Source organism: Paenibacillus sp. RU5M (assembly GCF_900221055.1).
Classification (GTDB): domain Bacteria; phylum Bacillota; class Bacilli; order Paenibacillales; family Paenibacillaceae; genus Paenibacillus; species Paenibacillus marchantiae.
This window is the reverse complement of the sequence record NZ_OBQM01000002.1, coordinates 306444-330939: the sequence shown is the minus strand read 5'-3', so window position 1 is coordinate 330939 and position 24496 is coordinate 306444. Positions and strand designations below refer to the sequence as shown.

Sequence of the window (24496 nt, the reverse complement as noted above, 5' to 3'; positions counted from 1 at the left end):
GCAAAATCATTACCGCATCTTGAAACGAATGGATTGTTATGCTCGTTTAACGAGCATTCACGGGAACCAGATGTGTCTGAGGTTTACCCATCCCTGGCTGTTAAAGGAGAGGCCGCGAACGGAAGGCAGATAAGCAGTCTCCACAGGTTTTTCAGTTAAATGGAATAATAGGCTCTGCTGCTCCAAAAATTGTTCAATCCGATCCAGTTCGGCAGTTCGGTCTGCGGATATTTGCGAAGCAACAACGGTTTGCAGCATCTGTTGTACACTCTTCTTGGAAGAGTTCTCCAGATGCTCGGATAAAGTGAGATAAAGATCGTATCTGCGTAATTCTTCGTCCCGGTCCCGAATCAGGGAGAAGAGAATCAAATCGGATTCCAGTCTCAGGTTCCCTTTGAATTGCTCCATCGTGCCTATGCGGACAGTACATGTGAATCCATACATTTCCAATGACGATGCCAGACGTCTAGCATCCATCCGATACTGAGGAATGGTTGTGATGTGCAAGGGGATAGGTAGATCAAAAGTGGGGTGCTGAGACAAATAAGTCAACTTTTCTGCATTCATCAACACTTTATCAGCATCTCCTGGATCACCTTCATTACTTTCATTACTTTCATTCATGACATTCCCATACAATTTAGTAATACATGCCTGAACATGTGCTCTTACATCCGGATCGCTTAGCGGTCCGATTTTTTGTGTATTACAAGTGAGTAATTTGCGTACCATCACGCCTGCACTAATCTGAGTCCAGTCTCTACCCTCAGACGAGGATGGATTATGAACAAGGTGGAAGAAAGGAGATTCGATATCTTGTTTTTCATCCAAATGTGCAGGAGCACTCCACGGGATTTGTAGAATATCTACTCGGTCCAGATGGGCTCTGCCTTGAAAATACATCGGAAAAACTTCAAGTCTGCACAGGTGATCATCCCAGGCTGTGATCTTGAAAGGGCCTGTTCCTACAGGCTTTTGCATGGTGTTCGGTAGATCTGGTTCATTGTCTCCATCTTTATGTTGCCCGTACGTGGCTTGTGAAACAATCGCTGCACGGCTCGTAGAAAGAAAGGGCAAAAACAATTCGTGAGGGGCTTTGAGTTTGAAACAAACGGTCAAGGGATCTACTGCTTCAATCGATAGAATTTGTTTGCTCACATCGCGGTATAATGTCCGGCGTACTGTGGATTGCAGTCGTTCAAATGTATACACCACATCCGCGGCTGTCAGCAGATGTCCATTGTGAAAAGTAATCCCTTTACGCAAATAAAAGAACCATGTTTTCCGATCTGAACTGATATCCCAGGTATGAGACAGACAAGGAATAATCTCTCCATGTTCATTACGTTGAACCAGCCCGTCGAACACATGACTAGTGACAAAAGATTCTGCCAGCAAATTGATAAAAAGAGGATCAAGGGCGTGCAGTTGTTGACGGATCGGTAACCTGAGCGTATCAATTCGCTCATTATGGCTACCAGCTTCCGTATGGTGTCCAGAATAACCAAGCAGCCACTGGTTTAGGTGATCCTGCATTGTCGTAGAACTAGAGAAAGCACCAACCTGTTCGGCGGCTTGCTGCAACTCGCGGCGATTCATGGCCTGCATCATGTATTCTGCTGCAATTTGATCAGCCGGAACAAGTAAGGTCAGCTTAGAACGCCGTCCACGTCCGCGCTGGGACACCCACCGAATCCAGTCTTGGGCAACCATTTTTTTGACGATTGTTAATGTGTTACGGTGTGTACACTCGAGCAGTTCCGCAAGGTCAGAGAGCGTTACTTCATGTTCTAATAGTTGACCAAACCGGCTATGAAGCAGCAAATATTGCTGATGTAATTTCAAGGTTTTAATTCCTCCTGGAGGTTGTAGCTGATGCAATATAATAAAATAAGAAGTTTTATCTTTTTTAATTTCTATTTATATTCTTATTTTATCATCTAGAATGAAACCTAGAAAGTTTAATGGAGGTTTTTCCCATGATTGATAAAATAATGGCTTCACCCCACCGCGCTTTAATTACGCTACTATCCGCATTAATGTTAGCTATCATTCATCAGTATTTGTTCTATGGCAATGAGATTGGTGTTTCTTATCCCATCTTTGTTATCCTCTTTTATGGCTTTATGTTCTTGTTTGCCAGGGACCGCATGCGGCCATTGACCATGATTGATGCTTTTATGGCTGGGGTGGTGCTGATGCTGGCGCTAACGTTTCTGTTATACGACAATGAACCGCTGCGTATCCTTAATTTCCTGATCGTACCGGTGCTTATTATCTTACATATGACTTATCTGGTCGGCAGAAAACAGAGACAATGGTGGGACATTGGATTGATCGGTACCGCGATGGACCATTTGCTGCCACAATCCATCCGTCATTGGGGAACGGTCGCAAGCATTGTTGTGAAAACAGGAGGACGTGGGCTAGGTAAAACGCAGAAAACGGCTGCTTTCAAAGTATTCATTGGCCTTATAGCATCCGTTCCCATCCTGATCGTGGTTGTAGCACTGCTGACCTCAGCAGATGGGATTTTTAATGAGTATTTATCCGGTTTTCCGGAATGGTTAAATCAAATGACACTGACACCTGGATTTCCGAGAGTGATCTGGATTCTCATCGCGGGCGTTTTATTGTTCAGTTATGTATGGGGTTTCGTGCAGCCGATGCAATATGAAGCAGATAAGAGAGAAAATGCACATTGGAAAAATGGAAAAGCAATTACGGTTACTTCAGAAATCGAAAAGCGAGAAGATGTTTCCGTGAATTCCATACAGGAGAGTCCTTCCTTGAACTCAATCATAGAGGATCAGCCAGCAAATAAGCCCGCACCTGAGGCAATTTCTACTCAAGCTCATCGTGAACCTTTAAGATTGGACCCCATCATTGTGGGCACGATGCTGTTGGTCATCAACTGTGTGTATGTTCTGTTTGTGCTTGTACAATTTTCTTATCTTTTTGGGGCGGGTGAGGGACATCTTCCGTCAGAATTGTCCTACGCAGAGTATGCAAGAAGTGGATTTGTGGAGCTGATACTGGTAACAGGCATTAATTTTTTCATCCTGATTATCGCTCTTCAGTTCACGCGTTCAAGCGGCAAAATAGGTTCTGTTGTGCATCAGGTGCTGCTCTTTGTCCTGGTGGGTTGTTCCGCAATCATGCTGTACTCGGCGTTTATACGCCTCAACCTGTATGAACAGGCTTATGGATATACCTACATTCGATTTCTCGTACATGCATTCATGATTTTTCTGGCGCTGCTGCTTATTGCAGCTCTTCGAATCCGTTATACCTCCATACCGTTGATCCGCTGGTATATTGTATTGTCCCTAGCAGCCTATGTGGCAGTCAACTATGTGGGCATGGATAATCGGATTGCAGAGCTTAATATTGCACGATATCATCAGACAGGCATTATTGATGCATCCTACTTGACGAGTTTATCTGCAGATGCCGTTCCGATACTGCGAGAGTTTGCCCAGAGGGAGTACCCGGATTTGAAAGGGGAAATGCTGGAGCATCAAGCTAACTTTGACCTGGAAGAAACAGACAGTTCCTGGGCTTCTTTTAATATGGCAAGACATAGAGCTAAGCTAGAATTGTCCAAATTGAGAATGAAATGAATTCATCTACCTGTTTTCCAGCAATGAATTTATGCAAAATCCATATGTAAGTGTTATACTATAAAAACTAACCTATAAAGGGGGTGAATCCCTTGTTTGAACTTCAGGAATTGATACCGTATATATTTTCACTCGGACTCATTTTCACAGTCAGTTACGCTTATATTGCCCATCTGCATTGCGGCATTACAGAGTACTGGATGGAAGGTGGGGCCGGAGGTGGTCTGGAACCTGGATTGCCAACCTTGTCCTTGGACGGACAACACAGACCTGAAGCTTTAAGTCGAATCGTCAGACGAAGAGAATCCCCGGATGAAGATGAACCAGATTGCCATTCCTCGTTGTATGTACTTTCTACAAATCAACGAGGAGGATATATATGGAACATAAGACAAGCAAGGGGTTCACTTTTACATCTGGCAAGGGACGGATCTATGGCCTGATTGCAATTCTTTTTGCAGTTATGCTACTGGCTGGATGCAGTAACAACGTCTCAGAGATTAATTCATCAACACCGGGGTTCTTTAACCATTACGTTGTATTTCCACTGTCGTATCTCATTCAGCACATCGCAACGATATTTAATGGAAGTTATGGGGTAGCCATTATTGTGATTACCCTCGTAATCCGTCTTGCGTTGCTTCCATTGATGATGCGACAAGCAAAATCTCAGCAAGGTACCCGAGTGATCATGAATGCTATGAAGCCGGAGATGGATGCGCTCAAGAAAAAGTATGAGGGCAAAAACGACCCGGCCGATAAGCAGAAGCTTTCGCAGGAAACGATGGAGCTGTACAAGAAGCACAAGTTCAATCCGCTGAATATCGGATGCTTGCCAATGCTGATTCAGTTGCCTATTCTGTCAGGTATCTACACGGCTATTCGGCTTACGCCGGAGCTATCTTCTCACTCCTTTCTGTGGTTCAAATTAGGAGCGCCTGACTATGTGCTTGCAGTCGTGGTAGCAATAATTTATCTGATCCAAGCCAAGGTTTCGCAAGCCAATATGGCGCCGGAACAACGAAAACAATTCGCAATCATGGGATATATATCTCCTTTGATGATGGCCTTTTTCTCGCTTTCGGCACCTGCAGCGATGCCGCTGTATTGGACGATCGGCGGTTCATTCCTGGTCTTGCAGACGTTATTGTTCCGCAAATTGTATCCGGTTGAACACCCGCAAGAGCCCGTGGCTGTGCAGGTAAAGAACAAAAACATCAAACCTGCGAAGCCCGCTAAGTCCTAAGTTTTCTCTCATGAGATTGGTGCACTAGAATCATATAAATTTAACGTATGTGTTGATATAACGGATGTTCTTCACCATAATGCAGCGCAAAGATGCCTTGTCCCATGGGACAAGGCATCTTTTTTTGTATGTCCAGTTATAACATTCAAATAGCTGTTTCATCGGACAACTGGAAACGGGATACGAAATACCAAATTAACTCACGGCGGGAGGATACGTCTGTTTTGGCAAAAATGGATTTTAAATGATCCTGTACCGTGTAAGCTGATATATGCATCGCTTCCGCAATTTCTTTGGAAGAATAACTGCGCAGCACGTAACCCAATAGTTCTCGTTCCCGAATGGACAACCCATGACTCTCGGCGAGTAAAGGCAGTAAGTCCTGCGGCATAGCCTGTTCAAGCCTGATCGCAATCTGATCCGGACCTGAAAACTGTTGCATGCGGCTGGCATGAAGCACAAGGTAACGGCCATCCAGGAGTTGAATGCAAACTTTGGAAGGCGAATGAAGGATAGGTTCTTGCGCAACTATCAGGTCGGAATCTGTACGAATCTGACGCTGTAAATGCGAACTGACTGCACGGACTGGGCGCGGCAATACATCTGGTCCCACCTGCTCCAGTAAACGTAATTGTGATAGCCAATATTGAGCGGGAGCGTTCACGGATAACAGCTCGAAAGCGTCCGATGTGATCATAATACCAGGGTCCGAGGGACTTCCGCTCTTAATCTCGTCCATAAGAGTCAGACTTGTTGATCGTAACATCAAAGCAATAGAAGGTGTCCAGGCCTGAATGCTTAGTCGCTCCTCTTCCGTGAATACGGGTTGTTCCGTCTTGCGATATAGGGTTAGATACCCCCAACAGGCTCCGCCACTGACCAGTACAGCCCGAAGTTCATCACTGAAACCTGCGGGTTGAAGGATGTTATGATACCGAGCGCTTGCAATAGGGTTTTCGCTTATCGATGCATGAAGGATCGCTGTATAGTCGCCGCTGTGAATCAAATCAGCATACTTATGTATGTCTTCTTCCATGTATTCATTAACGAACAGCCGGTCATGAATGGCTTCAATGCCGTCTTCCGTCACGGCACCTGTTGAGAGAAGAGTCTGTGGATCAACCGTTGTGAAGCAATACGCGTCATAGGGAACGATGTTCTGAATTTGTTTCAGGACAGCTTCCCGGTATGTGCGCGAGGTCCAGGTTCCTTTTTCGAGAGAAGTAATGAGTCGCTGGTTCGGTTCCATGCGTGATGTCATAAAGCTTTCTCCTCTCCACATGCAGATATCCCATTGTTCTGGGATTGTACGCTCTGCGTATCATTCTATAATGAAATTAGACGAACGAAGAGTCAAGTCTAACTTGAATCCATGAGGAGTGTAGTATCGATGGACCACAATCAACCATCTTTGAGCTGGGATACGGCGGATGAAAACCGTTACGAACAATCGATAGCCCTGAAAATTCCGGGTTATTCTCATATGCATGATCTGATGGAGCGACTGCTTGCCGCTTCTATCACGGATAACAACCAAGCTGAGATACTAATTGTCGGAGCAGGTGGAGGTAAGGAATTAGCTCTGCTTGGTTCTCGCCATGCGGGATGGACGTTTACTGGAGTAGATCCTTCCCAGCCGATGCTTCAGTTAGCAGAGAGAAGAGTCCGGGAGGCGGGGATCGAAGCCAGAGTGCAACTTAAATCCATGACGCTTGAAGCGTTACCGGAAGGTGAGGTCTACGACGGGGCAACAAGTATGCTAATGCTGCATTTTATTCAGGGGATCGAGTCCAAAAGACGGTTCCTGTCCAATCTAGCGGCCAGACTCAAGCCTGGGGCGCCACTCATTATTGCAGCAGTGAATGCCGATCTTCATTCGCCTGTATATTCAACCATGATGCAAGCCTGGCAGGATCACATGTTAAGTAATGGTATTCAGCCTGAAGAATGGGAGCGGTTTGCAGCTTCCCTTGGCCGAGAGTCGGATCCCATCTCATCTGAACAAATGATAGAGCTGATGAAAGAATGCGGATTCTCGCACATTACACGTTATTTCGGAGCATTCTGGGTGGAGGGGTATTATGCGAAACGAGACTAAAACAGAGTCTGTGAAAGACCAGATTTGGATTGTTGGCGGATATGGTCAGGTGGGGCAAATGATATGTACGCAACTGGGACGATCGTTTCCCGGCAAGGTATGGGCGGCAGGTACGCGAATGAATCGGGCTGAGGAATTCAGCCGATCTACGGGTGGTATAGTCCAGCCGCTTCAATTGGATGTACGAAAAGCGATTGACCCTGTTGTGCTTCAATCGGTCAAGTTGGTGATCATGTGTGTGGACCAGACGGATACCCGATTTGTCGAGGCTTGTGCGAAAGCAGGGACAGATTATATTGATATTTCAGCCAATTATGACTTTCTGGGTCAGGTCGAACAGCTGCATTCCAAAATGCAGCGTTCCAAAGCAACAGCCATGCTTAGTGTGGGACTGTCGCCTGGTGTGACCAATCTGCTTGTGCGTGAAGCAGGTGCCCATATGGAGCAAGTAGACGAAGCGGACATTACTGTCATGCTGGGACTGGGTGAGAAACACGGAAAAGCCGCGGTGGAGTGGACTGTGGATCAGATGAATGCTACCTATCAGGTCATGAAAAAGGGTAAGCCAGCGGAAGTGCAAAGTTTTCACGATGGTAAATGGATTGATTTTGGCGCAGACTTGGGCCGCAAGAAAGCATATCGGTTTAACTTTTCGGATCAACACGTCGTTGCTCGTACACTTGATATTCCAACGGTTTCCACTCGGTTATGTCTCGATTCCCGTTGGATGACTAGATCCATGGCAATTTCGAAACGTATGGGGCTGTTCACACTACTGCGTATTCCCTCCCTTCGTAATGGTACGGTCAAGGCTTTTGGGGTTATTCCCGGAGGGGAGCCGATGTTTGCAGTCAAGGTAGATGCAGTGGGATGGAAAAAGGGCAAACAAGTCCATGTCGAGCAGCTGCTGGTTGGTGAGCGTGAAGCAGATGCAACAGCAGCAGTTGCGGCAGCAGTAGCGGAGAGAATGTATCGGACGGAGCTGCCGCATGGTGTTTTTCACATTGAACAATGCCTTTCCTTGCAGCATATTCAGGAAGCACTTCGTTTTCCATTGAAAGTAACAACGAAGATTACGTAAATCATATATGTTGTTGGATCATTTTTTTGCTCAGGCTCTCCGATCTGCTATGATGGAACAAATAATCATGCTAGAACGGAGGCAGATCATGAACTGCATTGCTGTATTGCCTTATTACAAAGTACAGAGAGAAGTGACGGGGCTCGCACAGGAAGTACTGCATAGCGATCGGTCCATGATCCTGTACTCGGACAAGATTGTAACGAAATACCGCGAGTTTAATATTACGGAAGTGTTCGACATGTCCTTTCGGAGAATGGGGAATGAAGGTGGTTTTTTCTATCTACATACCAGCACCGGAGTCTATCCTTATATGGTCAACATAGATCCCAAACCTTTTATCCAAAGTTTCAGAACAATGACGACTCAAAAATTAACTTAGTCTTGACCTTGCCGTTACGTGAAGGCTTATCCTCGGATTTGGAAGTAAGGCAATCCAAACCTAGAGGAGTTGTGAAACGAATGAGTATATTAATCCAGCAAGCCACAATCTTAACGATGAAAGACACCGATTCCCCCTTTAAGGGGGATATTCGCATTGTAGGCGACCGTATCGCAGAGATTGCTCCCCACATTCAGGCTCAACCGGGTGATGACATTATGGATGGTCAACATAAACTGGCAATGCCGGGCCTGATCAATGCTCACCAGCATACACCGATGAGTCTGTTACGAGCATTCTCGGATGATCTGAAGCTGATGGACTGGCTTGACCGTAAGATGCTGCCTGCAGAAGCCCGGATGACACCCGAAGATATATACTGGGGAGCACAATTATCCATCGCCGAGATGATCCGTTCAGGAACTACAGCTTACGCTGATATGTACATTCACATGAATGAAATCGCAGAAGCGGTGACGGAAACCGGCATTCGGGCATCTCTCACACGCGGAATGGTATTCGTGGAGGATGACGGAGGGCGCAGGTTACAGGAAGCGGTCGATTTGGTACAACGTTGGTCGGGTAAGGCTGAGGGTCGAATTACGACGATGTATGGCCCGCATTCTCCCTATACTTGCCCAGTAGAACCTTTGCGGGAAGTCATCGCGATGGCGGAACAGGAGAACGTGCCTATCCACATTCATCTGGCTGAGACGAAAGAGGAAGTTGTGAAGATTCGTGAACGCTATGACATGACGCCAACGGAGTACTTGGAAGAGGCAGGTATGTTCGAAAAGGCACATGTACTGCTTGCCCATGGCGTCCACCTGAATCGCAGAGATATTGGCAGATTGAAAGGCATGCGTGGTGGAGTAGCGCACAATCCGGTCAGCAATCTGAAGCTGGGCTGCGGAATTGCTCCAATTACCGAGATGATTGCACAGGGAATTAACGTGGGTCTTGGAACCGATGGGGCAGGAAGTGCGACAACCATCGATATGTTTGAAGAGATCAAGGCTGCAACCTGGCTGCAAAAGCTGGATTATGGTGACCCTACCCGCTTGTCGGCAAGAGAGGTACTACACATGTCTACACGGGGAAGTGCAGGTCTGTTGAACCTTCAGGATGAAGTGGGTGTGCTGGAAGCTGGGCGCAAGGCCGACCTGATTCTGATTGATCTGCAGAAACCGCATTTGCAGCCGGTTCACGAGCTGGAATCATTGCTTGCATACAGCGTGAATGGAGCTGATGTAGATACCACCATTGTGAATGGTCGTGTACTGATGAGAGGCAGGCAGCTGCTAACGATAGATGAGGAAGAACTTTTCCGTCAGGTAGAGGTTCGGGCGAAGCGTATTGTTGAAGGGATTTAATGTCTCGAGCGGAACTAAGGAAACGGAGTCCTAATGAATGTAGGGCTCCGTTTCCTTTTTCTTACATAGTGTATTTCTTTTGCCAGGCAGACGCGGTTTGTCCAGTTCATTATCAGTTCACACAAATTTGTTAGAATGTGAAATGGCCAATATAGATAGGGTGTATGACTTGGAGAGGAAGAGATCAAGATGACTATATTAGAAGTTAAACATGTGAAGAAATCATACACGCTGTATGGTAAGGAAAAGGTCCCTGTGCTCCACGATGTGAATTTGAGCTTTGAAACAGGAGAATTCGTCTCGATCCTTGGTGAATCGGGTTGCGGAAAGTCAACCCTTATGAATATTATTGGTGGAATGGACTCCGATTTTGAAGGGGAGATCCTTGTTCGTGGAAAGAATTTAAGTGCCATGACTGAGAAGGAAATGGATGATTATCGGAAAAATAATATCGGCTTTGTGTTTCAAAATTTCAATCTGATCCCGCATCTGTCTGTGCTGGAGAATGTTACGATTGCCATGCAAATGACGGACACAAGTGAAAAGGAACGCAATAAGCGCGCTATAGATATTTTGACCGAGGTCGGGCTGAAGAATCATCTGAATAAACGGCCCAACCAGCTGTCGGGTGGACAGAAGCAACGGGTTTCCATTGCTCGTGCACTATCAAACAATCCAGACATTATTTTGGCGGATGAACCAACAGGTGCTTTGGATAAGGAAAATGGAGATCAAATCCTGGCTTTGCTGGACAGTATTGCGCAAAAAGGAATGCTGGTCATTGCGGTAACTCACTCGCAGAAAGTAGCTGATTCCGGTACGCGTATTGTAAAGGTAGAAGAGGGGCGGATTAAGGATGATATTCATCTAAAAGATCGTTCCTTGACCACTTATGAAGGCAGTCGTGGTGCTTCCAGAAACTTGGGCTTACTGGCTTCTTTCAAAATGGCTCTCAAAAATATGAAACTCAACGGCAAGCGTAATGTACTGGTTGCATTGGGTGGGTCGATCGGGATTTTAAGCGTACTCCTGATGCTCTCCTTGGGTAATGGGATAACGAGTTATATGAACGACGAAATCAATTCAAGTATGGACCCTTTGCTTGTGGATATAACGAAGCCCAGTGCAGATGCCAAAGATATGCAAGGCCCGCAAGCCTTAATGGCAGCAGGCGAACCTTTTACAGCGACCGATATTGAGACCATTCGCAAATTCCCTAATGTGGATCATGTAGAGACGATCACTACCATTACAGGAAAATCGACTATGGTTCATGCAAAGCAAAGTGTGGCACTTACGCAGTTAACGACGTTAACGGATGTTTTTGATCCAGCAACGCTAACAACGGGTACGCTTCCGGTAGAAAATGAGATGTTGTTACCCCTCGATACGGCGAATAAATTAAGCGGAAATGACCAAGCTGAATCCATGATCGGCAAGTCTGTGTTTCTATATATCAATGAGATGGATGGCAATAATAAACCGGTAACTTTGGAGAAAGAAATAACCATATCGGGTACTTATGAAGCGTCAGATCAAAGATCACCAATGCAGCAATCACCGGGTTACATTTCATCACAGACGTTGGAGCAAATGTATGCGGACAAAGGAATAACAATTGGGCCAATTCAGGTTAACGCTTATGCAACCGATATGAAATATGTCAATGATATTAATGCAGCAGCTGTTGATGCGGGCTTCTCAGGCTCCCAGACGGCAAAAATCATGGAAAATATCACGACATACGTGAACATGGCCACGATCGTTCTGTCTGGTATTGCAGGCATTTCGTTGATCGTATCCGGTATTATGATATTGGTTGTGCTTTACATTAGTGTCGTGGAACGAACGAAGGAAATCGGAATCCTTCGTGCGATTGGAGCAAGAAAGAAGGACATCAAGCGAATTTTCTTTTCTGAATCTGCTCTATTGGGGGTATTCAGTGGTATCATTGCGGTAGTATTTGCGATAATTATTAGTTATGTGTTGAATATTCTCTTGGACAACGCTTTTGGAGCTAAGCTAATAAATCTATCGGGATACTACATTGTGTTCGGAATCGTTGTAAGTACAGTGATTAGTATCATTGCTGGTTTGATGCCATCATCGAAGGCTGCCAAGCTGGACCCGATGGAATCCTTACGATACGAATAAATTTAAGTTGTGAATAATGAAAATTGCGGAAAGGATAATGCATACATGAACACGATTCTTGTGGTGGATGATGATTCCCATATCCGCAAATTAATCCGAATTTATCTCGAAAAAAATCAGTTTTCCGTCGTGGAAGCGCCGGATGGCCAAGAAGCACTGAACATCCTCTCTCATACCAAAATTGATTTAGCGATTGTAGATGTGATGATGCCACGAGTAGATGGTATTGAACTGACCGAAGACATTCGATCTTATATGGATATTCCGATTCTGATGGTGACTGCCAAGGGAGAATCCAAGGATAAAGTCAGAGGATTCAATGCAGGGTCAGACGATTATTTAGTAAAACCTTTTGATCCTGTAGAGTTAATCTTGCGTGTAAAATCTTTAATGAAGAGATACAACAAGATTTCATCGAATGTTATTCATATAGGCGGTGCAATGATTAATCTGAGCAATTTGACAGTGGAGGCAGGAGCTCAATCGGTTGAATTGAAAAAGAAGGAATGTGAATTATTGTTTGCTTTGGCGAGTTTGCCAGGGCAAATATTCACACGTACACAGCTTATAGAAGATATATGGGGAATCGATTATGAAGGTGATGAGCGTACCGTTGATGTGCATATCAAAAGGTTACGAGAACGGCTTGAACCGATCCCTGAGTTGATCATTTCGACGATAAGAGGACTTGGATATCGTTTGGAGAGTGTATGAAAATCGTGAGGAAAAGCCTGCGTCTACGAATCGTAGTTACCTTTTTTGGTATTGTGATCGTCAGTTTAATTCTCTCCTTTATATTAAATATGCGGTCTCAGGAAAACACACCAAATCATTCTATGGTTACGATTGCCGAAGACATAGCTACGATGATAAATCTGATTGATGATCCGGAAAAAGTGAAAACAAGCTTGGATATCTTTGCACGATACGGCTTGGACATAAACTCCGTGAATGAACAAAGTGAAGTGCTTGCTTTACTACCAGATGATAAAGTTCATGAATTATTCGATGAAAATACCACGGAAGCGTTTATTCTATCCAATAAAGATGAGACAGCGATTGTTGGTGTTCCCAGGATGAATGAAGAAAAAGATGCGCTCCTGATCAAAATTAATTTTTCATCGATTTTTCATAATGTGAAACGTACATTATTTATATCGCTATTAACTGTCTTAGTCATAGGAAGCTTATTAATCATGTTCATGTCTGGGTACATTGTGAAACCGATCAAAAGGCTAACTGCTGCAGCTAAGAAAATGGCTTCAGGCGATCTGTCTGTCCGGTTGAAACATAATAATCCAGATGAGTTTGGTGAGCTGATGGAGAGCTTTAATCATATGGCCCGTGAGTTGCAAAAAATAGACTCGGTGCGTGATGATTTTGTCAGTAATGTCTCTCATGAAATGCAGTCCCCACTAACATCGATTAGAGGATTCACAAGAGCGCTGCAAGATGGTGTCATCCCTTTGGAAGAGCAGAAAGAGCATCTGGATATCATATACGAGGAAACATTACGCCTTTCCAGGCTTAGTGATAATTTACTTCGGTTAGCCTCGCTGGATTCGGAGCACCATCCGTTTAATCTCAGTACGTTCCAATTAGATGAGCAATTAAGAAGAACGATCGTATTAGCAGAACCCCAGTGGGCGCACAAAAATATCAGGATTGAATTGGATTTATTGCCTTGCGAGATCACGGTCGATAAAGATTTGTTTGAGCAGGTCTGGCAGAATTTAATCAACAATGCGATAAAATATACGGGTACCGATGGGTCCATTCACATCGAAATCGAGATGTCCACGTCATGCGTGAAGGTATCGATTAGAGATTCAGGACAAGGAATACCGGAGGAGGCCCTTCCGTATATTTTCGATCGATTTTATATGGTGGACAAAGCACGGAGCAGTGCTCTTAGAGGCAATGGATTAGGGCTTTCCATCGTGATTAAAATTTTGAAATTGCATGATTGTACAATTGAGGTGGAGAGCAGGGTTGGAGAAGGAACGCAGTTTACGGTTACGATCCCCAGACCTTCGACTACATCTTAAGTAAGCTCAATTAGCAATATTGAAGCAATCTTGGTCCTTAGAATATAGGACCCTGTTGCCTAAATATTGCTTTTTGGTGAGCGCTGCGTGAAAGTTCTGATATATTGTTTTGTTTAGTGGCAGATGATTTGATAAGATAGAAGAGATGTGAGTATTAATCCATTTATATGGTGAGAGAGTGAATTAGATTCAACGTTTTATTTTATCCGCTACCCCTGCAGATCTATGTGAATATATGAACATAACAATTTATTATATACAGAATGGAGCCATCCAATGAAATATCGCAATATGGAAGATTGCATTAATGATCTGGAGCAGCATGGACATTTGATTCGAGTGAAGGAAGAAGTGGACCCTCATTTGGAGATGGCAGCGATACATATGAAAGTGCATGAGGCGAAAGGCCCAGCTCTGCTTTTCGAAAATGTGAAAGGCTCCAAGTTCCAGGCTGTTTCGAACCTGTTCGGTACACTGGAACGAAGCAAATTCATGTTCCGTGGAACGCTTGAAGGTGTACAACGTGTCATGGCTGTTCGAGATGATCCAATGAAGGCACTCAAGACGCCTTTTCAGCATATCAGCACCGGTCTTGCCGCCTGGCAGGCTCTCCCTAAGCAGAAGTCCATCAGTTTGCCTGTAACTGCGCAAGAGATTCAAATCTCGGATCTGCCGTTGATCAAGCATTGGCCTATGGATGGTGGAGCATTCGTTACGCTGCCTCAAGTCTATTCGGAGGACCCGGACAAGCCAGGCATCATGAACTCCAATCTGGGCATGTACCGGGTACAGCTAAGTGGTAATGATTATGAACTGAATAAGGAAATTGGACTTCATTATCAGATCCATCGCGGAATTGGTATTCATCAGGCCAAAGCAGTCAAAAAGGGAGAACCCCTGAAAGTGAGTATATTCATTGGGGGTCCGCCGGCACATACACTTTCTGCAGTGATGCCTTTGCCTGAAGGACTCAGTGAGATGACTTTCGCGGGGCTACTTGCCGGCCGGCGTTTCCGTTACAGCTATAAGGATGGGTATTGCATCAGCAATGACGCCGATTTTGTCATCACGGGTGATATTTACCCGGACGAGACGAAGCCTGAAGGACCGTTTGGTGATCATCTTGGATATTACAGTCTGACCCATCCGTTCCCGCTAATGAGAGTGCATAAAGTGTACGCCAAGCCGAATGCGATCTGGCCATTTACCGTGGTGGGTCGTCCTCCGCAAGAGGATACTGCATTTGGGGATCTGATTCACGAAATTACGGGTGATGCCATTAAACAGGAAGTTCCCGGTGTGAAAGAAGTCCATGCTGTCGATGCAGCAGGAGTGCATCCGCTTCTGTTCGCGATCGGAAGTGAGCGGTATACGCCCTATCAGACGGTAAAACAGCCAACAGAGCTGCTGACGATTGCGAGTCGTATTCTGGGTACAGGCCAGCTCAGTCTGGCGAAGTATTTGTTTATCACAGCAGAAGATCAGCAACCGCTGGATACGCACCGGGAAGTGGAGTTCCTGACGTATATCCTGGAACGAATGGATCTGCAACGGGACATTCATTTCCATACCAACACAACGATCGATACGCTGGATTACTCGGGAACCGGGTTGAATAGCGGCAGTAAGGTTGTATTTGCAGCCTATGGGGACAAGAAACGGGAATTGTGCCGTGAAGTACCGGAGACATTGAAGGATATCCGGGGTTATAGTAATCCGCAGCTCGTGATGCCAGGAGTTGTAGCCATTCAGGGTGTGCCTTTCACCAGTTATGCGGATACAGAACAAGAAATGAAGGCATTTACAGACATGCTGAAGGAAAAAGGAGACCTGTCTTCTTGTCCAATGATTGTATTATGTGACGATAGTTCTTTCCTGAGTGCGAATCTCAGCAACTTCTTGTGGGCGACATTTACCCGCAGTAATCCGTCCCATGATATGTACGGTGTGAACAGCAGTTACAACTATAAACATTGGGGCTGTGATCAGATCATTATCGATGCCAGAGTGAAGCCGCATCAGGCACCACCGTTAATTCCGGACCCATCTGTTGAGAAAGCGATTGAACGCTTTTTCGTACAGGGAGCGAGCCTGAGTTCAATCAAAATTTAGTTGAATTCAATAAAAGCCCAAAGATTTTTTTGGGCTTTTTGGTTATATATGTGTAAAGCAATATGCCAGATATCTAAATACAAATTCAAACCGGGACTTTTTTGAAAATGGGACTGAGAATAAAGTCTTATACGTTCGTATTTCCTTTTACGATTAAGGTCGTTTGGACTATGGAGAAAAAGAATGTATTTATCGATATAAAGTAGTATAGGGATTTTTGGGACCCGATCTAACGGGTACTGTTGACTATAAATGATTGTTCAGGGGGAATACCGATTTGAGAATCCATATTATGAACCTGCAAGATGGAGACCGTCTAACTGCGGATACATTCAGCGAAGCGGGATTACACGTTCTGGGTCAGGGTACTGTGATCAAAAGTGAAGATATCACCTTGCTGATGCAGCACCGCGTAGACTATGTGGATATTGAACCACGCGAGGAAGAGATCACGGAAGCGGAATTCTTTGCTGCTGCAGCAAAATTTGCATCTGGAGCAAGCACAAGCACAAGCACAAGCACCAAGGAAGAACCGCCTGAAGAAGAAATGAAATCCCAATTTATACAAACTGTACATAATTATCAATCCGCGTTTCTCGAAGCGCTGACGGTGGGCAAGTTCAACGCAACAATGGTGGACGATGCGCTTCAACCGATGGTGGAGGGATTGGACGAGCAAAAGGATGTCGTGCATCTCCTGATGATGCTGGAACGGGATGATGTCAATAACTACACACATTCCATTCAGGTTGGACTGTTGTCATTTTACCTAGCTAACTGGCTTGGTTATTCCCAAAAAGAAAGTTATCAGATCAGTCGTGGGGGCTATCTTCACGATATCGGCAAATGCAAGGTATCTCATCGGATACGCAACAAGGTGGAACCGTTAACCGCAGATGAACAGCTCGAATTGCAGCGTCACACGATCTACGGACATGATATTATCAAAAGTTCCATGACCGATGAGGCTACAGCGCTGGTAGCTCTTCAGCATCATGAACTGGAGGATGGTACCGGATATCCGATGCAACTGAAGAAAGACGAAATTCATCCATATACACAGATCGTATCAGTCGCTGACATATACATCGGGATGAGATCCGGCAGTCACGGAAGCAGCAATCCGAACCTGATCAATAACTTGCGCGATATTTATGCGATGGGATTCGGCAAACTGAATGAGAAGCCGGTTCAAGCCTTGATGCAGCATCTGCTTCCTAATTTTATTGGTAAACAAGTACTGCTAAGCAACGGCGAGCGGGGTGTTATTGTCATGAACAATACATCCGATATTTTCAAACCACTGATTAAGGTGGAATCGGAACAATATCGTGATCTGTCCAAAGAGCGCACTCTTGCCATTAATGAATTAATTATCTAAGTTTGAATAACAAATGAATTCATACAAAAAACGGGCCTCCTATAAGATAACAGGGGACCCGTTTTTCATTTAGATCATGCACTGAATTGTTCTTCATGGTGACCAGGAGTATACTTTGCAAAGACCTTAATCTTCCTTTTTAGGCAAAGGAAGCGGAAAAGGAGTGATCGTCCTTGATTGAAGTGGTAACCGAGATTACAATACATGCGCCCATTGAGCGATGCTTTGACTATGCGCGGGACATTGATATTCATACCCGGACCGTCTGGGAACGTACCCGTGAGCAGGCTGTAGCGGGTGTTACAACGGGCAGAATTGGTGAAGGCGATACGGTAACTTTCGAAGCGAGCCATTTCGGGATAAGACAGAAGCTGACTTCCCGGATCGCCGAGTACAATCCGCCGTATCTCTTTGTGGATCAGATGGAGAAAGGTGCTTTCAAGAGCATGAGACATGAACACAGCTTCAACAAGCTTGGAGAGCAGACCACTTCTATGAGGGACACACTGAGATTTGAAGCTCCCCTTGGTGTTCTGGGTTGGGTTGCAGAGCGGATTGTACTCAAGAGGTATATGCAGGCTTTCCTGGAGAGCCGTAATTTGAAGCTAAAGGCGTTACTAGAGAATAGATAGGGCCGATCTGTAAGGAGGAAATGATAGTTGATGGAAAACGAATATTTTGTAGGTTGGGGCACACTTGCCCTTATTAATGCCGGACTTGCTCAGGGAAAAAACAGAAGTGGCCGTAACTGGTTTCTGATTTCCCTGTTATTTGGTCCGTTAGCCACGCTGTTTATTGTGGTATGGAATAAGCTGGATTAAGTTCTTTTATTGATCCGAATTCCGATGGATATATCGATCAATGGTCCAGAACAGAAGCGCAGCGGCACTCACGCCTGCACCCAGCCAGCAAACGCCAGTCCAACCTGCCCATGCGTATACTTGAGTAGAAGCAATGGAGCCGGTAGCACTTCCTATTGAATAAAAGATCATGTAGGCGCCCGTCAAACGGCTCTGCGCCTCAGGTCGAACTTCATAGATCAGACTCTGGTTGGTGACATGTACTGCCTGAACGGCAAGGTCCAGCATAATTACCCCAGCTACAAGCAGCCATAAAGAGTGGTGAACATAGCCAATGGGCAGCCAGGATAGAAGCAATATGACCAGAGCGACGCCCGTCGTCTTTTGTCCCAATCCCCGATCAGCCAGTTTTCCAGCACGTGCAGCAGCCAGGGCACCAGCAGCTCCCGCGAGACCAAAGGCTCCAATAGCAGTATGTGACAGGGAAAGTGGCGGAGCACTAAGTGGCAACACCATGGAAGTCCATAACGTGCTAAAGGCTGTGAAAATTAACATGGCGAGAACGCCGCGTGTTCGCAGAATAGGCAACTCACGGTACAGTTGCATGACTGAAACAATTAATTGGGTGTAGCTGAGTTTCTCTCGCTTGGGTTCGTGTTTTGGGAGTACAAGAAACAGGGCGATAATCCCGAGTAATGTCAGACTGGCAGAGAAGAGATAGACTGATCTCCAGCCGATCCAATCGTTTAAGGTGCCTGCTATGGTTCGCGCCAGTAATATGCCTATGACGATTCCGCTTGTGACCAGACCGACGATACGCCCTCGTTCTGAAGGTACAGCCAGGGAGGCGGCAAAGGCAACGAGTGTTTGTGTAATCACGGCAAGCAGCCCGATGGCGGCCATTCCAATGAATAGAACCTGGCTGGATGATGAGGTACCGACAGTAACCAGGGCGATTACGGATAAAAGCATCTGGATCATGATCAGCTTGCGCCGGTTCAATAGATCACCAAGTGGGACCAGTAATAACAATCCGAGGGCATAACAAATCTGGGTTACGGTAATAACGATTCCAATAGAGGAATGAGAGATTCTAAACTCGTCAGCAATGGAGTCGAGCAAAGGCTGGGCATAATAAATGTTGGCTACCGCCAGTCCGCTGCACAGGGCAAATAACAGCGCGACAAGTCGGGACATGCCTGGACGTCCTTCGCTGAAGGGATGTGCTTGATGAGATGGATTTTGCATGGATGATTCACCTTTCTGTATTCGAATGTGGTAAGTTAGGTGGAGCGGTAAGAACACGGTTGAATTTAAATATACCGATCAGTACATTATGATTCCGAATAAACATACTTCACGCTTTGACACGATGTCAAGAAATAAAATGGAATGGTTGATTTTTCTTTTATAAATAAAGATAGGTTTGACATGGAAATTGGATCTAGATTAAAATAGATGTATACTGATCGATACATAAAGAGGGTGAATACATGGTTAGACAACGGGAATTTGATACGGATCAGGCACTGGAAGCAGCGATGCAGATTTTTTGGGATAAGGGATTTGAGGCGACGTCCCTAAGTGATTTGACAACAGCCATGGGAATTCAACGTCCCAGTCTTTATGCGGCTTTTGGTGACAAAAAGGAATTGTTTGAAACGGCACTTCGCAGATATACAACTTTGCATGCCGCACAGGTCAGATCCAGGCTTCAACATACATCCTCTGTAAAAGAAGCCTTCCGTGCCTTATTTGAACATATTGGAGCAGAAGGGGATGTGACAGATACTCGTCATGGCTGTTTTTGCATCAATACGATGGTTGAACTGGCTCCACATGACCCCAAATTCGCTGTTCTGACACGCGAGCACCAGATGTATCTCGGGGCGATTTTCAAGGAGACGATTGAACGGGGGCAGGAAACAGGGGAATTGTCTAATGATCTCGACGCAAGTGCGTTGTCCAAGTCTCTGGTTGTATCGATGATTGGATTGACCGTGATGATGAAATCGGAGCCGGATCGCTCATTTGTACAGCAGAGTATTAAGGTTACGTTATCGTTGCTTGAGGAATGAGGGAAGGATTTCATTTTTAGAAAGGGTGTTCATATGGAGCGTTATTTTCATAGGATCTACCTTGTCGTTTTATACATTATAGGTGTGCTGCTGACGACATACGGCGGGATGGGGATCATCCAGTTCAGTTTGATTGTGATTGGCATGCTTGCTTTTATTGCTATTGTGGGTTCGCTAACAGAGAATGATCAATCGAAATTAGATACGATTTTTTGGAAAATACGGTCCTTGCTTCAAGTGGCGATGGCCATACTGATGACGGCGCTGCTTTTCAAGCTGTTCTGAAGTGAGAGCGAGAAGCGGGAATCTGTTCCTGCTCTTTTTGTGTCTGAGGACATTGGGCAGATGAGGGCTTGAGTTGATACAATACAGATAGGGTATAGATTAAATTAGGGTGTATACTATGATTTACATATTCGGGTAACATGTTCAAAGAATGTTTGATGATGCACATATATGAGGAGGAGATTCAACCATGCAGACGAAGTTGCGTTGTGCCATATTGGATGATTATCAGAATGTAGCCCTTTCTTCAGCGGATTGGACTCCTATCCTGAATCGAGTTGAGGTTCAGACGTTCAATAACTATTTGGGATCAGAAGAGAAGGTCGTTCAGGAACTGCAGGATTTTGAAATTATTGTCTTGATGCGTGAGCGTACACCATTTCCTGAATCCGTGATTACACAATTGCCCAAACTCAAGCTTCTGATTACAAGCGGCATGCGCAATGCCTCCATTGATCTCCGGGCTGCGGAAGAAAGTGGAGTAATCGTCTGTGGCACGGAAGGCAGCTCGAACCCGCCGACGGAACTGACATGGGCGCTGATACTGGGTCTGTCCAGACAGCTGGTAACTGAAAATAACGCACTGCGTTCCAATCGGAATTGGCAGAGTACAGTTGGCATGGATTTGTACGGAAAGACACTGGGATTGCTCGGTTTAGGCAAGATTGGCAGCCGGATGGCAGAGATTGCACAAGCCTTTGGCATGAACGTGATCGCCTGGAGTGAGAATTTGACACAGGAACGAGCGGAGGAACAGGGAGTCCAGTGGGCAGAGATGAAGGAACAGCTGCTGGAACAAAGCGATATTGTTTCCATTCATCTGGTGCTCAGTGATCGCACTCGTAATCTGATCGGACGAGCCGAGCTGCAACGGATGAAAAATACTGCTTTATTGATCAATACGTCCCGTGCAGGCATTGTGGATCAAGAGGCGATGGTCGAAGCTTTACAGAATGAGTGGATTGCCGGGGCCGGTCTAGACGTATATGAACAGGAACCTCTTCCTGTGAATCATATGTTGCGTACACTGCCCAATCTTCTGGCAACACCGCATCTGGGTTATGTGACTCAAGGAAACTATGCCATTTATTTTAACCATACCGTAGAGGATATTGAGATGTTTATGAAAGGAACACCGATTAGACAATTGCTTTCGAAGAAGTAATTGCTCGGAGGTGGGTTTGAGATAAAAGGGTGTGAATGAAGATAAAAAAAGGTGTTTCTCAGGACAAAATTCATTCCTGGTGAACACCTTTTTGTGTTTATCGAAGGTTTGGACAGTCCATTGAATCCGGTGTCTTCGCAATCATTCTTATGCGCGTGGTCCTTGTGAAGATGAGCGGATCATGGCAACGCTGGACTCGCGCACAATTAACCGTGGCTCAAATTGAATATGCTCGTAATCCGTGGTGCTCATCTCTCGAATCCGTTTTAACAGCAATTCCGTAGCAAGTCGGGCCACTTCTTCGCCCATAATCGAGACTGAACTGATCTGCGGAGACGTAACGGTAGTCCATTGGTTATTATCAACGCCCACAACTGCGATATCTTCAGGGACACGAACGCCTAGTTCTTTAAACCGATTTACCAGTCCGATGGCGACCATATCGTTAATCGCGTATACGGCATCTGGCATGTGAGTCAGTCCATAGAAATAATCCGCTGCATTAGCTCCTGTATTCAATGAAAAATCTTCTCCGAAGTAAACAAGCGAGATATCTACATGTCCGAGTGCTTGCTCATAAGCCCGATAACGCTCTTCAATAATGTCTTTGGGAGCACCGGCATATGCAATGCGGGTCCGTCCAATCTTAATCAGATGTTCCATCACCAATTTCCCTTCAGGCTGTGAAAGAGAAACGACATCAGCTTTCATACCAGGGTCCAGCTTTTTACCGTAATTGATCATGGAAATGGGAAGGGGAGCTTTATCAATTAAACCAGGCAATGTTTTGGGATATGCCAAAGGCATGAAAATAAGCCCGTCCACGTGCAGTTTTTTGATCGTACGAATGGTTTCCAGTTCCGTTCGTGCATTACCCGCCGTATTGATTTGAACCACATGATACCCATGCTGCTTCGCCGTTTGTTCAACAGACCAAGAGATCTCGGGAATGATGGCATTGCGTATGTCAGGAACAACCAGTGCGATCTGATGTGTCTGGCGTATTTTCAAACTCTGGGCAGAGGTATTGGGGACAAATCCAAGCTCCTCAATGGCCTGCAAGACTTTATCCCGTGTTTTGTTGCTGATGCCATCGGAATTGTTAATGGCTCGGGAGACGGTAGCGATACCTACACCTGCAAGTTCTGCAACGTCCTTGATCGTAATCTTCTGATCTTTACTCACGTTTAGTTAACCTCACTTCATCGGAAACGATTCCGAATTTTGAAAATATGTACGAATGCAAAGACAATCCTATACCTTGATTATAACATTTGAGCCAATAACTATCCCGTGAATACGATTGAAAGGACAGAGATGTCTGTTGGTTTTCCAAAAGAACCAAATGGATAAATAGAGAAAAATCGCGCATTCTATATCCATTGAATTAAACATATACACGAGAACGGACAGAAAGCCACAGAGCAAAAAATGATCGATATATTGAAAACGCTGTTATTACACCAGAATTATCGACGTAAAATTCATAAGATAGACATATGTGTGACAAATTATGTTTGACAGCCTATTTAAAATGTGACATATTTAACTTACGGAAACGTTTCCGATTATATCAAAACTTATGATCTGGGAGATGAAACAAATGAAAGCATTGCGTTGGCATGGAGTAAAAGATTTGCGTCTCGAAAATATTGATGAACCCCGCCCTGAACAGGGAAAGGTTAAAATAAAAGTGGAGTGGTGTGGAATCTGTGGCAGTGACTTGCACGAGTACACTGCTGGCCCGATCTTCATTCCGGCTCAAGCACCGCATCCGCTAACAGGGGAACAAGCACCTGTTGTGATGGGGCATGAATTTTCAGGACAAGTCGTTGAAGTAGGAGAAGGCGTGACACGTTATAAGGCAGGGGACCGCGTTGTGGTGGAACCGATCTATGCATGTGGTCATTGTGAAGCCTGTAAACAAGGGAAATATAATTTGTGTGATCAGATGGGTTTCTTGGGTCTGGCTGGGGGAGGCGGAGGTTTCTCGGAGTATGTAACGGCTGAGGAATATATGGTTCATGCCATTCCTGATTCCATCTCGTACGAGCAAGGAGCGTTGGTGGAGCCTTCCGCAGTAGCTCTTCATGCTGTTCGTCAAAGCAAACTGAAAGTTGGCGACACTGCGGCTGTTTTTGGTGCAGGTCCAATCGGGTTGCTGGTTATTGAAGCGTTGAAAGCTTCTGGTGCATCGGATATTTATGTTGTGGAATTATCCGAAGAACGTAAAGCCAAAGCGGAAGAACTTGGCGCTATTGTTATTGATCCTACACACTACAAAGTAGTGGAAGAAATTCATGCACGCACCCAAGGTGGCGTGAATGTAGCTTATGAAGTAACCGGTGTTCCACGGGTGCTGCAACAAGCGATTGATTCAACACGTATTGGCGGTGAATTGATGATCGTCAGCATTTTTGAACAGGAAGCACCGATCCTGCCAAACTCCATTGTCATGAAGGAGCGTACGGTCAATGGCATTATCGGTTACCGTGACGTATTCCCGGCTGTGATTAGCTTGATGGCTAAAGGTTTCTTCCCGGCAGATAAGTTGGTAACCAAACGAATCAGCCTGGACGAAGTGGTAGAGCATGGATTTGAAGCACTGCTGAAAGAGAAAAACCAGGTTAAAATTCTGGTGAAAGCTGAGTAAATTTACCAAGCGAATCA

At 45.3% G+C, this 24496-nt stretch carries 22 protein-coding genes; 18 read left to right on the top strand and 4 right to left on the bottom strand.

The window, feature by feature from the left end; all coding sequences use genetic code 11:
* Nucleotides 1-57: 57 nt before the first annotated feature.
* The gene (locus CRO25_RS07165; RefSeq protein WP_079694473.1) at nucleotides 58-1845 is read right to left on the bottom strand and encodes an ABC transporter substrate-binding protein; all 1788 of its coding nucleotides are present in this window, start codon (nucleotides 1843-1845) and stop codon (nucleotides 58-60) included.
* 134 nt (nucleotides 1846-1979) lie between these two features.
* Between CRO25_RS07165 and CRO25_RS07160 the strand changes: the two genes are divergently transcribed.
* The 3 genes from CRO25_RS07160 (at nucleotide 1980) to yidC (ending at nucleotide 4869) form a co-directional block, all read left to right on the top strand.
* Nucleotides 1980-3623, top strand: a complete 1644-nt coding sequence (locus CRO25_RS07160) for a DUF4153 domain-containing protein (RefSeq protein ID WP_179132105.1) — start codon at nucleotides 1980-1982, stop codon at nucleotides 3621-3623.
* A 92-nt stretch (nucleotides 3624-3715) separates the two neighbouring features.
* Nucleotides 3716-4066 (top strand): hypothetical protein, encoded by a 351-nt coding sequence (locus CRO25_RS07155; RefSeq protein WP_177031107.1) that lies wholly within the window; start codon nucleotides 3716-3718, stop codon nucleotides 4064-4066.
* A complete protein-coding gene (gene yidC, locus CRO25_RS07150; protein ID WP_079694471.1) occupies nucleotides 4003-4869 on the top strand; it encodes a membrane protein insertase YidC in 867 nt (288 codons plus the stop codon). Before CRO25_RS07155 ends, yidC begins: the two co-directional genes overlap by 64 nt.
* A gap of 145 nt (nucleotides 4870-5014) precedes the next feature.
* On the opposite strand, the gene CRO25_RS07145 is transcribed toward yidC, so the two are convergent.
* Nucleotides 5015-6130, bottom strand: coding sequence for a helix-turn-helix transcriptional regulator (locus CRO25_RS07145; RefSeq protein ID WP_079694470.1), 1116 nt, complete (start codon nucleotides 6128-6130; stop codon nucleotides 5015-5017).
* Nucleotides 6131-6259: 129 nt separating this feature from the next.
* Between CRO25_RS07145 and CRO25_RS07140 the strand changes: the two genes are divergently transcribed.
* From CRO25_RS07140 to CRO25_RS33250, 11 genes are all read left to right on the top strand, one after another.
* Nucleotides 6260-6967 carry a class I SAM-dependent methyltransferase gene (locus CRO25_RS07140; protein ID WP_079694469.1) on the top strand — a complete coding sequence of 236 codons (708 nt, stop codon included), beginning with the start codon at nucleotides 6260-6262 and terminating at the stop codon, nucleotides 6965-6967.
* On the top strand, nucleotides 6951-8048 hold the full coding sequence (locus tag CRO25_RS07135; protein WP_079694468.1) for a saccharopine dehydrogenase family protein: 1098 nt from the start codon (nucleotides 6951-6953) through the stop codon (nucleotides 8046-8048). The genes CRO25_RS07140 and CRO25_RS07135 overlap by 17 nt, the downstream gene beginning before the upstream one ends.
* Nucleotides 8049-8136: 88 nt before the next feature.
* A complete protein-coding gene (locus tag CRO25_RS07130) occupies nucleotides 8137-8430 on the top strand; it encodes a hypothetical protein (protein ID WP_063563436.1) in 294 nt (97 codons plus the stop codon).
* Nucleotides 8431-8510: 80 nt separating this feature from the next.
* Nucleotides 8511-9803: an amidohydrolase gene (locus CRO25_RS07125; RefSeq protein WP_079694467.1), complete on the top strand. Its 1293-nt coding sequence runs from the start codon at nucleotides 8511-8513 to the stop codon at nucleotides 9801-9803.
* Between the two features lie 189 nt (nucleotides 9804-9992).
* A complete protein-coding gene (locus CRO25_RS07120; protein ID WP_079694466.1) occupies nucleotides 9993-11957 on the top strand; it encodes an ABC transporter ATP-binding protein/permease in 1965 nt (654 codons plus the stop codon).
* Between the two features lie 45 nt (nucleotides 11958-12002).
* Nucleotides 12003-12671: a response regulator transcription factor gene (locus CRO25_RS07115; RefSeq protein ID WP_079694465.1), complete on the top strand. Its 669-nt coding sequence runs from the start codon at nucleotides 12003-12005 to the stop codon at nucleotides 12669-12671.
* A complete protein-coding gene (locus CRO25_RS07110; protein WP_079694464.1) occupies nucleotides 12668-14005 on the top strand; it encodes a cell wall metabolism sensor histidine kinase WalK in 1338 nt (445 codons plus the stop codon). Before CRO25_RS07115 ends, CRO25_RS07110 begins: the two co-directional genes overlap by 4 nt.
* A gap of 276 nt (nucleotides 14006-14281) precedes the next feature.
* Nucleotides 14282-16117 (top strand): UbiD family decarboxylase, encoded by a 1836-nt coding sequence (locus CRO25_RS07105; protein ID WP_079694463.1) that lies wholly within the window; start codon nucleotides 14282-14284, stop codon nucleotides 16115-16117.
* A gap of 277 nt (nucleotides 16118-16394) precedes the next feature.
* Nucleotides 16395-17498, top strand: a complete 1104-nt coding sequence (locus CRO25_RS07100; protein ID WP_079694462.1) for an HD-GYP domain-containing protein — start codon at nucleotides 16395-16397, stop codon at nucleotides 17496-17498.
* 182 nt (nucleotides 17499-17680) lie between these two features.
* Entirely contained in the window at nucleotides 17681-18130 is a 450-nt protein-coding gene (locus tag CRO25_RS07095; RefSeq protein ID WP_306291805.1) for an SRPBCC family protein, read from the top strand.
* A gap of 27 nt (nucleotides 18131-18157) precedes the next feature.
* The gene (locus CRO25_RS33250; RefSeq protein ID WP_157258459.1) at nucleotides 18158-18319 is read left to right on the top strand and encodes a hypothetical protein; all 162 of its coding nucleotides are present in this window, start codon (nucleotides 18158-18160) and stop codon (nucleotides 18317-18319) included.
* A 6-nt stretch (nucleotides 18320-18325) separates the two neighbouring features.
* Here CRO25_RS33250 and CRO25_RS07090 read toward each other — a convergent pair whose 3' ends face one another.
* On the bottom strand, nucleotides 18326-19546 hold the full coding sequence (locus CRO25_RS07090) for an MFS transporter (protein ID WP_063563445.1): 1221 nt from the start codon (nucleotides 19544-19546) through the stop codon (nucleotides 18326-18328).
* Between the two features lie 245 nt (nucleotides 19547-19791).
* Here CRO25_RS07090 and CRO25_RS07085 point away from each other — a divergent pair, with 245 nt between their 5' ends.
* From CRO25_RS07085 to CRO25_RS07075, 3 genes are all read left to right on the top strand, one after another.
* Nucleotides 19792-20376 (top strand): TetR/AcrR family transcriptional regulator, encoded by a 585-nt coding sequence (locus CRO25_RS07085; protein WP_063563446.1) that lies wholly within the window; start codon nucleotides 19792-19794, stop codon nucleotides 20374-20376.
* A 33-nt stretch (nucleotides 20377-20409) separates the two neighbouring features.
* Nucleotides 20410-20661: a hypothetical protein gene (locus tag CRO25_RS07080; RefSeq protein ID WP_063563447.1), complete on the top strand. Its 252-nt coding sequence runs from the start codon at nucleotides 20410-20412 to the stop codon at nucleotides 20659-20661.
* Nucleotides 20662-20851: 190 nt separating this feature from the next.
* The gene (locus tag CRO25_RS07075) at nucleotides 20852-21826 is read left to right on the top strand and encodes a D-2-hydroxyacid dehydrogenase family protein (protein WP_079694460.1); all 975 of its coding nucleotides are present in this window, start codon (nucleotides 20852-20854) and stop codon (nucleotides 21824-21826) included.
* A 147-nt stretch (nucleotides 21827-21973) separates the two neighbouring features.
* Here the strand turns inward: CRO25_RS07075 and CRO25_RS07070 are convergent, their stop codons facing one another.
* On the bottom strand, nucleotides 21974-23011 hold the full coding sequence (locus CRO25_RS07070) for a LacI family DNA-binding transcriptional regulator (RefSeq protein ID WP_063563449.1): 1038 nt from the start codon (nucleotides 23009-23011) through the stop codon (nucleotides 21974-21976).
* Nucleotides 23012-23429: 418 nt separating this feature from the next.
* On the opposite strand from CRO25_RS07070, the gene CRO25_RS07065 reads away from it, so the two are divergent.
* Nucleotides 23430-24479: a 2,3-butanediol dehydrogenase gene (locus CRO25_RS07065; RefSeq protein WP_079694459.1), complete on the top strand. Its 1050-nt coding sequence runs from the start codon at nucleotides 23430-23432 to the stop codon at nucleotides 24477-24479.
* The last annotated feature ends 17 nt before the right edge of the window (nucleotides 24480-24496 follow it).